General features: G+C 70.3%; 15 protein-coding genes. 10 read left to right on the top strand and 5 right to left on the bottom strand.

Annotated elements, in window-relative coordinates:
* Positions 1-18 precede the first annotated feature (18 nt).
* Positions 19-957 carry a helix-turn-helix transcriptional regulator gene (locus NRB56_RS30725; protein ID WP_319943775.1) on the bottom strand — a complete coding sequence of 313 codons (939 nt, stop codon included), beginning with the start codon at positions 955-957 and terminating at the stop codon, positions 19-21.
* A gap of 90 nt (positions 958-1,047) precedes the next feature.
* Here NRB56_RS30725 and NRB56_RS30720 point away from each other — a divergent pair, with 90 nt between their 5' ends.
* The 3 genes from NRB56_RS30720 to NRB56_RS30710 all read left to right on the top strand — a co-directional run bounded on the left by NRB56_RS30720 (position 1,048) and on the right by NRB56_RS30710 (position 3,092).
* Entirely contained in the window at positions 1,048-1,464 is a 417-nt protein-coding gene (locus tag NRB56_RS30720; RefSeq protein ID WP_153347817.1) for a VOC family protein, read from the top strand.
* A 59-nt stretch (positions 1,465-1,523) separates the two neighbouring features.
* Positions 1,524-2,090, top strand: a complete 567-nt coding sequence (locus tag NRB56_RS30715; protein ID WP_319943774.1) for a CGNR zinc finger domain-containing protein — start codon at positions 1,524-1,526, stop codon at positions 2,088-2,090.
* Positions 2,091-2,243: 153 nt separating this feature from the next.
* Positions 2,244-3,092 (top strand): helix-turn-helix transcriptional regulator, encoded by an 849-nt coding sequence (locus NRB56_RS30710; protein WP_153347815.1) that lies wholly within the window; start codon positions 2,244-2,246, stop codon positions 3,090-3,092.
* A 171-nt stretch (positions 3,093-3,263) separates the two neighbouring features.
* Here the strand turns inward: NRB56_RS30710 and NRB56_RS30705 are convergent, their stop codons facing one another.
* The gene (locus NRB56_RS30705) at positions 3,264-4,202 is read right to left on the bottom strand and encodes a LysR family transcriptional regulator (protein WP_153347814.1); all 939 of its coding nucleotides are present in this window, start codon (positions 4,200-4,202) and stop codon (positions 3,264-3,266) included.
* Between the two features lie 132 nt (positions 4,203-4,334).
* Between NRB56_RS30705 and NRB56_RS30700 the strand changes: the two genes are divergently transcribed.
* A complete protein-coding gene (locus tag NRB56_RS30700; RefSeq protein WP_319943773.1) occupies positions 4,335-5,675 on the top strand; it encodes an MFS transporter in 1,341 nt (446 codons plus the stop codon).
* A 190-nt stretch (positions 5,676-5,865) separates the two neighbouring features.
* Here the strand turns inward: NRB56_RS30700 and NRB56_RS30695 are convergent, their stop codons facing one another.
* Positions 5,866-7,056 (bottom strand): NAD(P)/FAD-dependent oxidoreductase, encoded by a 1,191-nt coding sequence (locus NRB56_RS30695; RefSeq protein WP_153347813.1) that lies wholly within the window; start codon positions 7,054-7,056, stop codon positions 5,866-5,868.
* Positions 7,057-7,217: 161 nt separating this feature from the next.
* Here NRB56_RS30695 and NRB56_RS30690 point away from each other — a divergent pair, with 161 nt between their 5' ends.
* Positions 7,218-8,114, top strand: coding sequence for an RNA polymerase sigma-70 factor (locus tag NRB56_RS30690; RefSeq protein ID WP_153347812.1), 897 nt, complete (start codon positions 7,218-7,220; stop codon positions 8,112-8,114).
* A gap of 201 nt (positions 8,115-8,315) precedes the next feature.
* Here the strand turns inward: NRB56_RS30690 and NRB56_RS30685 are convergent, their stop codons facing one another.
* The gene (locus NRB56_RS30685) at positions 8,316-9,098 is read right to left on the bottom strand and encodes an SDR family NAD(P)-dependent oxidoreductase (protein ID WP_153347811.1); all 783 of its coding nucleotides are present in this window, start codon (positions 9,096-9,098) and stop codon (positions 8,316-8,318) included.
* Between the two features lie 86 nt (positions 9,099-9,184).
* On the opposite strand from NRB56_RS30685, the gene NRB56_RS30680 reads away from it, so the two are divergent.
* The 3 genes from NRB56_RS30680 (at position 9,185) to NRB56_RS30670 (ending at position 11,710) form a co-directional block, all read left to right on the top strand.
* Positions 9,185-10,036, top strand: a complete 852-nt coding sequence (locus NRB56_RS30680; RefSeq protein ID WP_153347810.1) for a helix-turn-helix transcriptional regulator — start codon at positions 9,185-9,187, stop codon at positions 10,034-10,036.
* Between the two features lie 214 nt (positions 10,037-10,250).
* Complete coding sequence (locus tag NRB56_RS30675; protein ID WP_153347809.1) at positions 10,251-10,670, top strand: carboxymuconolactone decarboxylase family protein; 420 nt, start codon at positions 10,251-10,253, stop codon at positions 10,668-10,670.
* A gap of 161 nt (positions 10,671-10,831) precedes the next feature.
* Positions 10,832-11,710, top strand: a complete 879-nt coding sequence (locus NRB56_RS30670; protein ID WP_319943772.1) for a phosphotriesterase family protein — start codon at positions 10,832-10,834, stop codon at positions 11,708-11,710.
* On the opposite strand, the gene NRB56_RS39395 is transcribed toward NRB56_RS30670, so the two are convergent.
* A complete protein-coding gene (locus NRB56_RS39395) occupies positions 11,707-12,285 on the bottom strand; it encodes a DUF4232 domain-containing protein (RefSeq protein WP_227838459.1) in 579 nt (192 codons plus the stop codon). The two genes, NRB56_RS30670 and NRB56_RS39395, sit on opposite strands and share 4 nt — an antisense overlap.
* A gap of 287 nt (positions 12,286-12,572) precedes the next feature.
* Between NRB56_RS39395 and NRB56_RS30660 the strand changes: the two genes are divergently transcribed.
* A complete protein-coding gene (locus NRB56_RS30660; protein WP_319943771.1) occupies positions 12,573-13,439 on the top strand; it encodes an MlaE family ABC transporter permease in 867 nt (288 codons plus the stop codon).
* A complete protein-coding gene (locus NRB56_RS30655; RefSeq protein ID WP_153347807.1) occupies positions 13,439-14,293 on the top strand; it encodes an ABC transporter permease in 855 nt (284 codons plus the stop codon). The genes NRB56_RS30660 and NRB56_RS30655 overlap by 1 nt, the downstream gene beginning before the upstream one ends.
* Positions 14,294-14,295 lie beyond the last annotated feature (2 nt).

Raw genomic sequence — 14,295 nt, 5'->3', positions numbered from 1 at the left:
CCCCGGATGCGGCGCCGGTCAGCGGTACCGGGCGGACAGTTCGGCGCCGATCCGCGCGAGTTCGGCGCGGACGGGCTCGGGTTCCGTGACGTCGATCATCGTGCCCCAGCCTGCCAGGTGCCGGGCGATGTCGAGTGCGGTCGGGGCGCCGACACGTACCCGCACCTGTTCGGCGTCCACCGGGCCGACCTGTTCGACATGGCGACCGAACTGATCGCGCAGAACGTAGGCGTAGCGCCCGGGAACGATGACCGTCGCCCACAGCCGTGACCTGCGTTCCTCCATCTCGCCGACGACCTCGTCCCACGCCTGCTCCAGCGTGAAATCATCCGGCCGCCGGGCGATTTCGTCGGTGGATCGCATCGAGAGGATCCGGTCCACCCGGAAGGTCCGCCGGCCTCGGTCGCTGCCCGCCACCAGGTACCAGGTGGCGTTCTTGTCCACCAGGCCGAGGGGGTCGAGCAACCATTCGCTGCGCTTGCCCGCGTGGTTGGCGTAGCTCACCCGGACTTTCCGTCGCCGGATCACGGCGGTCTGCAATTCGGCCACCATGGGCGGCCGGTCCCGGTCCTGCTCACCCCACCGGCGGTCGTCCACCACGGTCGCCTCCGCCGCGGCCACGGCGTCCGCGCGGAAGGTGCGCGGCAGCGCCTGCACCAACTTCCGCAAGGCGCCCTTGGCCTCGGCCGACCCCGCCGCGGGGCCGAGCAGCAGGAACAACGCCCGCGCCTCACCCTCCGACAACCCCGACAGATCCGTCCGCGCCCCGCCGACGAGCGACCACCCACCACCCCGACCGGCCTGCGGGTACACCGGGATCCCGGCCGTCGACAAGGCCTCGAGGTCTCGGCGCGCCGTCGCCACCGACACCTCCAACTCCCGCGCGACCTCGGCGGCGGTCACGCGGCCGCGCGACTGCATCAACAACAGAACTGCCACCAAACGATCAGCGCGCACGAGAAAAGTATCCGCCGAAAAGTGCTCAGTTGTTGAGCACTTTCGCGACGAGCATGGTTCCTGTCAGCCGGACCGAGAAAAGGACATCCCATGTTGCGTGGACTCACCACCGTCAACCTCTTCGCCACCGACGTCGCGGCCGCGCGCGACTGGTACGCCGAATTCCTCGGCACAGCAGCCTATTTCGCCCGCGACATGCACGGCGCTCCGGTCTACGTCGAGTTCCGGCTCGGCGATCACCAGCACGAGCTCGGCATCGTCGACGCCCGGTTCGCCGCTCACGGGCACGACGGCACACCCGCCGGCGCCGTGGTGTATTGGCACGTCGACGACGTCGAGGCCACCCTGGACCGGCTGCTCGCGCTCGGCGCCACCGTGCACGAGGCACCCACCGACCGCGGACCGGGATTCGTCACGGCCTCCGTCACCGACCCGTTCGGCAACATCCTCGCCTTCATGTACAACCAGCACTATCTCGACGTGCTCGGCGCCCGCGTGGCGGCCTGAGGTGAACACGTTCGATCCCGCGACGGCACCGGTAACGACTGCATCGTTACAATGGGCCGGTGACCGATGACCGGCTGGCGTTTCGCTTCGACCTCGGCGCCACGTGGCTGAACCTGCTGGCCACCAGCGGGCGCACCTTCGGCGCCGATCCGATCGAACGTATCGCCGATCCGCGGCGGTTGGCCACATGGCTGGAGCACAGCGGGCTGAGGCCCCTGGCCGAACCGACCGACGCCGACGTGCGGGCGGCCCGGGAATTGCGGGAGACGCTGCGGCCGGTGGCGCTGGCTGTGGCGGGCGGTACCCCGCCGGAGCCGGAAAGTGTTGCGGCCCTTCAATGCTACCTCGGCACCGAACCGGAACCGATGCAGCTGATCGCCGCCGATCGGCTGTTGCGGTCGGCTCCGGCGACCACGTCCGTGGCGCTGGCGCGCATCGCCCGGCAGGCCGTCGATCATCTCACCGGGCCCGAACGCGACGATCTCGCCGTCTGTCCCGAATGTGATTGCCGCGCGGTGTTCGTCAATGCGGGCGGGCGGCGTCGGTGGTGCCCGTCGCCGGCGTGCGCCAGCCGAGGGCGGGTGCGCGCCCTGCGCGAGCGGCGGCGTGCGGCGGCCGAGCGATGAGCCGGGTTTCGACACCCGAGGGCTGCCGCCGAACCACCGGCGGGCCGATCCACCGGTGCGCTCTGGACGGGCTGTGGCGAGCTGGCGGGATGAGTTCTGTTGCCGCACATCGGCTGTGGTCCGGTCGCGCTGCCGAGGACGGATAGTGTGACCATGGATCGCGAACGCCTCGCGGATTTCCTCCGCCGTTCCCGGGAACGGTTGCGGCCGCGGGAGGTCGGGCTGGCGGAGGGGCCGCGCCGGCGCACACCGGGATTGCGCCGTGAGGAACTGGCGCAATTGGCCGGCGTCTCAGCGGATTACGTGATGCGGCTGGAGCAGGCGCGTAGTTCGCAGCCCTCGACCCAGCTGCTGTCCGCGCTCGCGCAGGCGCTGCGGCTGACCGGGGACGAACGGGATCATCTCTATCTGCTGGCGGGGCATCGGCCGCCGGAAGGGGCGCGTGCCGGGCACGATGTGCGGCCCGCCATGCGGTATCTGCTCGATCGGCTGGGTGACACCCCCGCCCAGTTGCTCACCGATATCGGCGATCTGCTCGCGCAGAATGCGTTGGCGGAGGCGCTTTTCGGCTGCGTGTGCACGATCGAGGAGCCCGATCGCAACATCGTGTGGCGCTGGTTCACCGATCCGTTCGTCCGGGAGGCGTACCCCGTCGAGGAACACGAGCGCCTCGACCGGGTGCACGTCGCGGACCTCCGGGCCGCCGCGACCCGGCGGGGCTACGATCGGTCCGCGAGCGTCCTGATCGACCGGTTGTCCACGGCCAGCCCGGAATTCACGGAACACTGGCAGCGGCACGAGGTCGCGGTGCGGCGGGACAGCCGGGTGCGGGTGCGCCATCCCTCGGTCGGGCTCGTCGAATTCGACTACGAGGTGGTGCAGACCCGGGCGGCGGACCAATGCCTGCGGCTGTTCACGCCACCGCCCGGCTCCGGGACGGACGCGGCGCTGGAGGTGCTCCGCGGCGTCGGCCCGGAGGTCGTGCACCGCCGTCATCGCTGAGACACGCTCGCCTGCAACGGCTTCCGGGTCTCGACCCGCCGGGTGCATGCGGGCTTCCGGTCGGATGCTCCGGGCTGCGCCGATGTCGTTGCCGAGACGCAGCCTGGGTCGGGTTCGGGGAGCCGTCGCCGGTGTACCGCGAGTTGCGTTGGGCGCCTGAATCTTCGGCGATCAATTCGCGCGATGGGTCCAGGACGGCAGCCAGACAGCGGTACGAGCGGTACCGGATCGCCGGGCCGCCACGAATTCGCGGAGCTCGGCGAGGGCGGGGTGCGGGTTGTCGACGCGCCGGATCATCGACAGCGGATAGATCGGGCTGGGATCGCGAATCGGTATGCGACGCAGATCATAGCTGTCCGGCCACATGTAGCGCGAGTTCGCGCCGACCAGGGTCGCCAGGTCGGCGGAATCGGCGATCTCGTCGAGCAGCGCCTCGTTGCCGAACACCGGGCCGAGCATGTCGATCGTCACGCCGAACACCGCGGCGAATTCGGCATAGTAGTCGGCCACCTCACCGCGAGCGGCGAGGCCGGGCATCCAGATGCGGTGGCCCGCAAGCCGTTCCGGCGTGACCGACCGGGCGCCGGCCAGCGGGTGCCGCGGTCCGACGAGCAGTTCGTGCGGCTCCTCGACCGCGGGGGCCGCCGCGATCGCCTCGGGCAGTTGCCGGTGCGGCGGTACGCCGTGGAAGGTGGCGTCGATCGTCCCGGCCTCGACCGCGGCGATCGCGCCCTCGACGTCGGTGTCCAGGGTCACCACGTCCAGTTCCAGGTCCGGCCGGGTGCGGTAGAAGTCTTGCAGCAGAACGGCGGTGGCGATACGCCGATTCACGACGTCGATGCGCAGGGCTCGCCGGCCGGGCCGGACCGAGGCGTCCGCGCGCTCGGCCACCCGCAGCAGTTCGCGGGCGTGCGGCAGGAACGCCTGCCCGTCGATCGTGAGCCGGGCGCCGCGCGCGGTGCGGGTGAACAGCCGCACCGCGAGGTCCTTCTCCAGCGTCGCGATGCGCTTCGAGACGGCCTGCTGGGTGAGCGACAACGCGGCGGCGGCCTCCTGGAACTGCCCGGTGTCGGCGACGGCGACGAAGGTGCGCACAGCGTCGAGATCCATACCGCGAACCCTATGAGAACAACTACCGGTTGTGGCACGCCGCCCGCCCGGTTGTTTGATTCCGCACGTCGGCGTTGCTTTGATGCGTAGCGATTCAACGACGGGTTGTGTTGGGCGAGAAGGGTGCGGTGTGTGGCGGCGAGTGAATCCCTGGGGCGGAACTTCGGCTGGTTGTGGGCAGCGTACGCGGTCAGCGCCTACGGCACCGGGCTGGGTTTCGGCGCCTTCCCGCTGATCGCCGTACTGGCGTTGCACGCGAGCCCGGCGCAGGTGTCGGCGTTGTCGGCGGTGGGCCCCGCGGTCGGCGCGCTGATCGCGCTGCCACTCGCGCCCTGGGTGGAGTTCCGGCGCAAACGTCCGGTCATGATCGCGATGGATCTGCTGCGCTGCGCGGTCATGACGAGCGTGCCGATCGCCTACGCCCTCGGCGTGCTCGGTTTCGCGCAGTTGCTGGTGGTGTCGGCCGCGGTGGCCGCGGCCAAGATCGCCTTCAACGCGGCGAGCGGGGCCTACCTGAAGGCGCTGGTCCACAAGGACGATCTGCTCGTGGCCAACGCCCGATTCGAGTCCACGAACTGGAGTTCCATCGCGATCGGCCCGCCACTGGGCGGCGCGGCGATCGGCCTGCTCGGGCCCGTGGTCACCGTGCTGGCCGACGGACTCAGCTACCTGCTCTCGGCACTGGCGATCCTCGCGATCCGCGATCGGGAGCCGGCTCCGGAGCGAACCGGTACGGGCCGGATCGGCCTCGGTGAGGTACTGGACGGCTGGCGGCACATCTTCGGCCATTCCGGCCTGCGCGCGCTGTACCTCAACAACCTGACGGTCAGCGGTCTGATCATGGCCACCGAGCCACTACTGGCCGTGATCATGGTGCGGCAGTTGGGTTTCGCGCCCTGGCAGTACGGCCTCGCGTTCGCCGCGCCCTGCGTCGGCGGGCTCATCGGTTCGCGGCTGGCCCGGATCGTCGTCGCGCGGTGGGGCGAACATCGCGTGTTCCGGATCGTCGGCACCCTGCGCGTCGTGTGGCTGATCGGCCTGGTCTTCCTCCGGCCGGGGGTGATCGGGTTGCTCACGGTGATCGCCGTCGAACTGGCGATCATCGTCAGCATGAGCCTCTACACCCCGGTCCTGGCCACCTACCGGCTGACCCACACCCCGAAACACCTTGTCGCGCGCACACTTTCGGCATGGTCCATCGGCGGCCAGGCCGCCATCGCGACCTGCACCGCACTGGCCGGCCTGCTCGCCGACGCCACCACCCCCCGCACCGCCCTCGCCGCCGCGGGCCTGCTGATCCTCGCCAGCCCGCTACTGCTGCCCCGCCGACCGGCACCGGAACCACAGAACGCGGATCCCGCCGATGCGCCACAACAGGATTCGGCCCCGGCCTCGATCCGGCCCCGAACGCCGGCAGATCCGGCCGGACCACTGCCGGATTCGGACGGGCACCGGCCGTCGTTGAGGCTGTGACCGGGTCCGCGGCCGGACCGCGATCACGGGGGCAGCGGAGTATCCGGCGAATCCGTTGCCGGCGTTGCCTATTCGGTGACCGGTGAGGCGGCTACGGCCGGTTCGGGGTGCTCGGCCTGCTGATGACGACCCGGTCGCCGAGCACGGCCGGCGATGGACGCTACCGGCGGCCAGCGTCCATGAGCACTCCCTATCCGGCTGCCCGGCTGGGTGCATGCTCTCGGGTGACGGCCAGGCGATACCGGTGATTCGGCTTTCCGAAGGTCGGGTGGCTCACAGCCCACGCGGCGGCACTGATGATCGCCGACTTGACGCGCGCGGCCGTCCGTCCGCACAGGGCTCCCGGCTTCGCTCGCCCGTCCCCGTCGACCAGCTGGAACAGCCCATCGTTGCGGCCGAGGCTGATGTGGTTGCCGAGATGGGAGAAGGCGGTCGGCGCGACTTTGCGGCCGGTCAGGTCCCCGATGATCGCCGCCGTCGCCGCCTTGCTGGTGGGTCCCGCCGAAGCACACGACATCGGGTACGGCAGGCCGTTGTCGCCGATGACGAAGACGCTGTCACCGGCGGCGTAGACGTTCGGGTGGGACACCGACCGCATCTGCCGGTCGACGGTGATCTGTCCGTTGGATTCCACCCGCAGACCGCCGGCGGCAGCGATCGGGTGGACGGCGAAGCCGGCCACCCAGACAATCGCGTCGGCGGTGAGCGCGGTGCCGTCCGCGGCGATCGCCGCAGCCTTCTCGACGCGCTCGATCGCGGTGTACTCGTGGACCGTGATACCGAACCGGTCGAAGGCGCGCAGCAGGTGACGGCGGGCCTCGGGACCCAGCCAGGCGCCGAGTTCGCCGCGGGTGACGAGTCCGATCCGAAGCCCCGGCCGGGATTCGGCGAGCTCGGTGGCCGTCTCGATCGCGGTCAGATTGCCGCCGACCACCAGCACCCGCCCGCCCTCGTCCAGCTCGTCCAGGCGTGCCCGCAGGCGCAGCGCGGCCGGTCGCGCCGCCACATGGTAGGCGTGCTCGTCGACACCGGGAACGCCGTGGTCCGCGATGGTGCTGCCGAGCGCATAGAGAAGCGTGTCGTATTCGAGCCGGTCGACACCGTCGCCGTCGGCGACCGTGACGGTCCGATGCTCGGCGTCGATGCCGGTGACGCGTGCCGGCCGCAGCTGGATGCCGGTGCCCGCGAATACCTTCGTCAGCGGCCGGTGGCGCAACTCCTGCCCGGCGGCGAGTTGATGCAGGCGCAGCCGCTCGACGAAATCGGGTTCGGCGTTGACCACGGTGATCTCGAAGTCGCCGGGATGGAGCCTGCGGGCCAGGAACGTGGCGGAGAAGGCTCCGGCGTATCCGGCGCCGAGAATGACGATGCGGTGCTTCATGATTGAGACTCCAGTCTGGTTCGCGTGCTTGCCGAACGAGACACCGCCGGTCGCGATTTCCTGACAGCCCTCACACAGACCGAACGGAACTGTGACCTGCTTCACAGGATGTCAGGATTTTCGTCGATGGGGTGTCTTGTTCTCGTCCAGGAGAGGAACTCATGAGTGGCCACACCACCCTCGCGGCGACGGAAACGTTTGTCGCGCACCGCAATCTGCTGTTCACTGTGGCCTACGAGATGCTCGGATCCGCGGTGGACGCCGACGACGTCCTGCAGGAAACCTGGCTGCGCTGGGTCGGCGTCGACGCGGCGCGCGTCGACGACGCGCGCGCCTACCTGGTTCGGATCACCACGCGGCAGGCGCTCAACCGGCTGCGTGCGGTGAAGCGCCGCCGGGAGGCGTACGTGGGCTCCTGGCTTCCGGAGCCGCTGCTCACCACTCCGGATGTGGCCGCCGATGTGGAACTCGCCGAAAGCGTGTCGATGGGCCTGATGGTCGTGCTCGAGACCTTGACCCCGACCGAACGAGCGGTATTCGTGCTGCGCGAAGCGTTCGGGTTGGGCTATGACGAGATCGCGGCCGCGGTGGAGAAATCTCCCGCCGCCGTGCACCAGATCGCCCACCGCGCCCGCCGTCACGTCGAAGGCCGCCGACCGCGCCGCACGGTGACCGCGCGCGAGGCACAAGCGGCTGTCGCGGCGTTCCGGCGCGCGCTCGAGACCCGGGACCTGCAAGGACTGCTCGACGTACTCGCCCCCGACGTGGTGGCGATCAGCGATGGTGGCGGCATCAAGCAGGCCACCCCGCTGCCCGTCATCGGCGCGGACAAGGTGGCGCGATTCGTGGTCGGGGGCCTCACCAAGCACGATGTCGCGCTCACCGTCGAACCGGCCGCGATCAACGGCGGCCCCGCCTTGGCGCTGCACGTCGACGGGGAACTCGACGGTGTCATCGCGGTGCGGATCGAGAACACCCTCATCACGGGTCTCTACTTCGTCCGCAACCCGCACAAGCTGACCCACATCGACGCCGAAACCCCTCTCACCCTGCGGTGACACCGGCCACCCGATGGTCACGGTGGTCGGCAGCAGTGCCGCTGACCGCGCTCGCACGCGGCACCGGTCGCCGGGCCACCCGCGTTCGTACGCGGCACCGGTCGCCGGGGGCACCCGTGTTCGTGGTCGCCGGCCGTTCCCTGATCACGCACCGGCGCCGATCCCGCGTGGACGCCGCCGGGTCCCGGCGGGCCCGTTGGTTCAGGCTCCGGCACCACCGTCGACCGGGACGATCGCGCCGGTGACCATCGAGGCGCGGTCGCTGAGCAGCCAGGCGGCCGCCTCCGCGACCTCGCGTGGTTCGGCCATCCGGCCGAGCGGGATGGCCGTGGTCAATCGCGCGATCACGCCGGGGGTTGTGGCCTCCCATGTCCGCATCATCTCGGTGACCGTGCCACCGGGGGTGATCCCGTTCACCCGGATGCCGTCGGCGGCCCAGGTCACCGCGGCGGATTCGGTGATGCTGTTGAGTGCGCGCTTCATGGCGCCGTAGGCGGGCAGGACCGGGTTCGCGCGGCGGCTGCCGATGCTCGAGGTGTTGACGATCGCCCCGCCGCCGTTGCGCCGCATGAGTTCGGCCTCGGCGGTCATCGCCGTCCAGTGCCCGCGGAAGTTCACGGCGAACTGCTGATCGATGTCTTCGTCGGCGGTCGTGTCGAGCGGGCCGGGTTGCTGGATGGCGGCGCCGTTGTTGAAGGCGCCGTCCAGTCGGCCGTGCAACTCCGCGACCCGGTCGACGGCGGCCCGGATGCTCGCGCGGTCGGCGAGATCGAGGGGCACGGCGTCGGCGGTGCCGCCCGCCGCGCGGATCTCGCTGACGAGGCGGTCGAGGGCGTCGGTCCCGCGGGCGGCGAGCACGACGGCCGCACCCTCCCGGGCGAACAATCGGCCCGCCGCGGCCCCGATGCCACGGCTGGCGCCGGTGACGAGGACGACCTTTCCGGTGAGCAGGCCGATGGGTGCGAATTCGATGGTGTCTGTCATGACGACAGTGTCGGGCGGTCCGCGGGCCCGGATTCAGGCACAAGCAGTACCAGGATGCGCGGCGGCGGGAGGAGCACACTCGGGGTATGGACAAGCTGGAACTCGGGGTATTCCTCCGGACGCGGCGCGAGCGGTTGCGGCCCGAGGACGTCGGCCTCCCCTCCGGGCCACGCCGCCGGACACCGGGGCTGCGCCGCGAGGAGGTCGCTGTCCTCGCCCACATCTCCACCGAGTACTACGTCCGGCTGGAGCAGGGCCGGGCGCCGCGACCGTCGGGCGAGGTGCTCGCGGGGATCGCGGACGCGCTGCGGCTCACCGACGCCGAGTCCGATCATCTCCACCTCCTCGCCGGGACCGCGCCGAGCCGGACGGGGTTGCACCGGCGTGATGTCCGGCCGAGCATCCTCGCGCTGCTCGAGCGGCTGCCGCAGACGGCCGCGTTCGTCACCTCCGCCACGTTCGAGGTGCTGGCGTGGAACGATCTCGCGGCCGCGCTGATGGAGAATTTCGCGGCCCTGACGCCGGCGGAGCGCAACCTCGCCCGCCGGGCGTTCCTCGGGCCGCCCCGACTCGGATCGACGCTGTACGGGGTGTCCGATGTCGCGGAGTTCCGCCACCATGTCGTCATGCAGTTGAGGTCCGCGCTGGCCCGGTACCCCTCCGATCCCGCGGTGACCGGCCTGATCGACGAACTCCGTTACGGCAGTGACGAATTCGCGCGGTTGTGGGAGCGGCACGACGTCCGGGCGGCGACGGTGCTGACCAAGACCTTCCGGCACCCGGTGATCGGGAAGATCACCGTCGACTGCGATTCCCTCACACTCACCGACCGGGACCAGCACCTGGTGCTCTACACGGCGCCGGTGGGATCACCCGATGCCGAGGCGCTGGCCCTGTTGAACGTGCTCGGCGCCGAGGCCGGTTCGTACCTGCGTTGATCCGCGCGTTCGGGTGACCGGTCACGGTCGAGTGCGGCGCATCACGACCCTGCCGGGCAGGTCCGAGCCTGACCGTTCAGGTCGCGGACCCGAGGCTGCGCGGCACGCAGGGAGGCCGCGGAACCGGTCGGCAATGTGCACACCCCCATGTAACGCTCGGCTCGTTACTACAGTACCCTTGTAACGGATAAACCGTTACTAACTTGGAGTGGACATGACCGGTACACCGCCGCTGGCACAGCAGCTCACCCCCGCCCGGCTGGATCGGGATGATGGTTATCGCATGCTGAATCTGTTGCAGGACAACGCGACTCAGCAGGCCACCCTGCCCGGCCTGGAGACGATCGCCCCGGGATTCGCCGACTGGGTGGTCACCGCCCTGTTCGGTGGCACCTATCAGCGGCCGGGCCTGTCGCTGCGGGACCGGCAGGTGGCGAATCTGGCCGCGCTGACCGCCCTCGGCGGGGTCGATCCCCAGCTGACCGGGCATGTGCGAACCTCGTTGCGGGCGGGGCTCTCCCGCGAGGAGATCATCGAGGTGTTCGTGCACCTCGCGCCCTATATCGGAGTCCCGAAGGCGCTGGCCGGTCTCCGGGTCGCGGCCGCGGCGCTGGCCGAGGCAGAGCGACCGTGACCCACCGGAGCGCAGCGACCGTGACCCGCCCGAGCGGCGCGACCGTGACCCGCCCGAGCGGCGCGACCGAGACCCGCCCGAGCGCAGCGACCGTGACCCGCCCGAGCGGCGCGACCGAGACTCTCCGGAGCGGAGCGGCTCGGCCCCACCGCATCCGGACCGTGCTCGGCGACATCGACCCTGCGGAGTTCGGCGTCTGCGATGCCCACGACCATCTGTTCATCCGCACGCCGAAGCTGCCCGGGCAGGCACTCGACGACGCGGAAGCCGCTCGGGCGGAACTCGTTTCGTTCGCCGGAGCCGGTGGCCGGGCCGTGGTGCAGTGGACGCCGTGGGGTATGGGCGGGCGGCTCGCGGATCTGCCGGGGCTGTCGCGCGACACCGGCGTGCACCTCGTCGCGGCGACGGGTCTGCATCAGGCCGCGCACTACGATCCGGCCGAATTGTCCACGGTGTACGACGATCTCGCGGAGCTGTTCGTCCGGCAGCTCACCGAGCCGCCGGTGCGCGCGGGAATGATCAAGGCCGCCGGGGATTTCCATCACGCGGGCGAGCATTCGCGGCACGTCCTGGCCGCCGCCGCGGCCGCCCATCACGCCACCGGTGCTCCGATCGGCGTTCACCTCGAGGCCGGGACGGCCGCTCCGGACGTTCTCGGGATTTTGTGCGGCGAGCACAATATGCCCCCGGCGAGTGTCATTCTCGGGCATCTGCATCGCTCCCCGGACACCAGGATTCACCGGGAGGTTGCCGCGGCGGGCGCCTACGTCCAGTTCGACGGGCCGTCGCGGGCGCACCACGCCACCGATTGGCGGCTGCTCGACAGCCTCGCCGCCCTGGTCGACGCAGGTCACGCCGACCGGATCCTGCTCGGTGCCGATACGGTCACCCCGTCCATGCGTGCCACCGGCGAGGGGCCGGGCATGCCGTTCCTGGTCGGTGGGCTGCGCGCGCGTATCGCCCGCGAACTCGGCGACGATGTCACCACCGCCGTGTTCGTGACCAATCCGGCTCGGGCGTTCGCCGCCGAATGGCGCTAATCCGTGACCGGATGCACCTGCAGCGCACAGGTATCGATGGGGACCGCGACGGTGGTTGTCTCGGTGCTGTCGGGCGGGGTGACCAGCAGGCCGGTGTATTGCGGGCAGCCGTTGCCGGCGGCGTCGACGGCCACACCCTCGACGATCGCGTGCGCGAGGTGGTCGGCGTCCAGCCGGATCACCGGCGCGGTGTCGTCGCCGGCGGGCAGTCCGCCCATGAAGCCGCGCGGGGTCCGGGTGGCGTGCAGTAGTGGCCCGCCCGCCCCGCTGTCCACCCCGGGATAGCCGTGCAGGGCGCAGGGCGCGGCGGCGCCGACCAGCGAGAAGGTCAGTCGCACACCACGATGCAGGGTGGCCGGGGACATCGCCTCGGCGCCGGTGATGATGGTGCCGGTGGGGCACGCCGCGACCGATTGCGCGGGCGGGGATCCCTGCGGCGCCGCGGAACCGGGCCCGGCCGAGGGCGCGACCGTGTCACCCGGGGCGCCGGGCGCGGACTGGACCGAACCGGGAGTCCCGATCGGGCCGGGCGGTGCGGACGGGTTCGGAGAGCATCCGAACAGAGCTGTGGTCAAGCCGCACAACGCGACTGCCGACCGGACCGACGAACCGACGCGCATGGCATTCCGCCTCTCGATGCGTGGGTGATTCCCCCACTCTGACATCGCGATCCGGGACTCGGGCGTTTCCCGGATCGCGGTCGGGTTGCGTCTTGGTTGCGCGTGTCATGTAAACGGCGATTGCTGGTGACCCAGGCCACTTTCGCGGTCCGTAGTGACCTTGACCACATTCACGAGCGTGTGCTTTCATGAGCACGACGCACTGTGCTGAACAACTGTTCAGCAGGGGTGAGGAGTGTGGCGTGAGCACATCCGAGGACATCTCCACCGGCCGCGACGAACGATCGGCGATCACCGAGATAACGAGTTGGGTGCGCGGGTATCTGGGCCGGCATCCCCTGGCGGCACTGCACACCGTGGGCGGGCAGGTCGTGATGGGCGTCCACGCCGTCCGATACCTGGTCGCCGACATCGTCACCGGGCAGTTCCCGTTCCGGGAGTTCCTGCGGCAGGCGGCCTTCATGGCGAAGACCTCCTATGTGCCGACCCTCGCGGTCGCGCTGCCGATCAGCGCCACCCTCTCGATTCAGTTCGGGCTCTTGGCCGGTCAGGTCGGTGCGACCGCATTGGCCGGTGCCGCAAGCGGTTTGGCGGTGATCAGGCAGGCCGCTCCGCTGGTGACGGCGATGCTGCTCGCGGCCGCGGTCGGCTCGGCGATCTGCGCGGACCTCGGATCGCGGGCGATCCGCGAGGAGATCGACGCCATGGAGGTGATGGGCGTCTCGCCGCTGCGGCGGCTGGTGGTGCCGCGCCTGGCCGCGGGCGTGATGGTGGCGATGGGGCTCACGGGCGCAAGCTGTTTCGTCGGTTTCCTGGCCGGCTACCTGTTCAACGTCTACGTGCAGAACGGCACGCCGGGCAGTTTCCTGGCCACCTTCTCCTCCTTCGCCACCGTCGGCGATCTGTATCTGGCGATGGTGAAATCCGCGGTGTTCGGCGCGATCGTCACCGTGGTCGCCTGCGAGAAGGGGTTGAGCACCAAGGGCGGTCCGGGCGGGGTGGCCAACTCGGTGAACGCCGCGGTGGTCGCCTCGATCATGCTGCTGATGGTCGTCAACGTCGGCTTCACCCAGCTGTACACCATGCTGTTCCCGCGGACGACGCTCTGATGGCCACCCGGTACCGTCCCCCGCTGCTGCGGCCGCTGGCCGGTATCGCCGGTATGCCGGCGGGCCCGGTGATGCGGCTCGGGCATCTGGCGAGCTTCTTCCTCCGCGCGATCGCCGCGATTCCGGTGGCGCTGCGGCACTATCGCAAGGAATGCCTGCGCATCCTGTCCGACGTGACCTGGGGCAACGGGTCGCTGGTGGTCGGCGGCGGCACCGCGGGCGTGGTGCTGGTCCTCGGCGCGGCGGCGGGCGGCATCGTCGGTATCGAGGGCTACAGCGCGCTGAAACTGCTCGGCATGGGCCCGGCGACCGGCATGATCGCCTCGACCGCCGCCACCCGGGAACTGGCGCCGATCATGGCCGCGATCGCGTTCGCCGCCCAGGCCGGCTGCCGGTTCACCGCCCAGCTGGGTTCGATGCGGATCGCGGAGGAGATCGACGCGCTCGACTCGATCGCCATCCGGCCGATCCCGTATCTGGTGACGACCCGGCTGCTGGCCGCGGCGGTCGCGGCGGTGCCGCTGTATCTGGCCGGGCTCGCGATCGACTATCTCGCGGTGGAGGTCTTCGTCGATATCGCGGGCGGACAGGCGACCGGCACCTACGAACACTATTTCCGCCTCGTGCTGTCCGGGCGCGATGTGCTGTATTCCCTGGCGAAGGCCGTGGTGTTCGTGGTCATCACCTCGACCATCCAATGTTATTACGGGTTCTACGCTTCCGGCGGGCCGCAGGGGGTCGGCGTCGCCGCCGGCCGGGCGATGCGCGCCGCGATCACGGTGATGATCTGTGTGAACCTGCTGATGACGATGGCGCTGTGGGGTTTCGATTCCGGCTCGAGAATCAGCGGGTGAGA

It is taken from the genome of Nocardia aurantia (genome assembly GCF_009604425.1).
Taxonomy (GTDB): Bacteria; Actinomycetota; Actinomycetes; order Mycobacteriales; family Mycobacteriaceae; genus Nocardia; species Nocardia aurantia.
This window is presented reverse-complemented; position numbering and strand designations above follow the sequence as displayed.